The 232-nt window shown below is 63.8% G+C and carries 1 pseudogene; it reads left to right on the forward strand.

The features are described from left to right. Positions 1–232: pseudogene (locus tag SB816_RS35275) on the forward strand (hemolysin); the annotation flags it as partial.

Genomic DNA, 232 nt, shown 5'->3' on the forward strand with positions numbered 1-232 from the left:
GACGACGCTCGGATGTATCGTCAGCCTGACGTCGGGCGCGAAGTATTGCCTGCCGGCGGGGCAGCGGTCGGGGCGTGCGCTGCCGTCCTGGATTTATGCAAACGAAGTCCAGGTTGAAGCGGCCGCGGGGATCGCGGTGATGCTGTCGGATACGGACGACCTTGCGTTCAACCGCGTCGCGACCTTCACCGGCTTGACGCAGAACTGGGAGTTGAAGAAGGCGAAAGCCTGG

Origin of the sequence: Achromobacter sp. SIMBA_011, from assembly GCF_046535435.1 — a bacterium.
Classification (GTDB): domain Bacteria; phylum Pseudomonadota; class Gammaproteobacteria; order Burkholderiales; family Burkholderiaceae_B; genus Achromobacter; species Achromobacter dolens.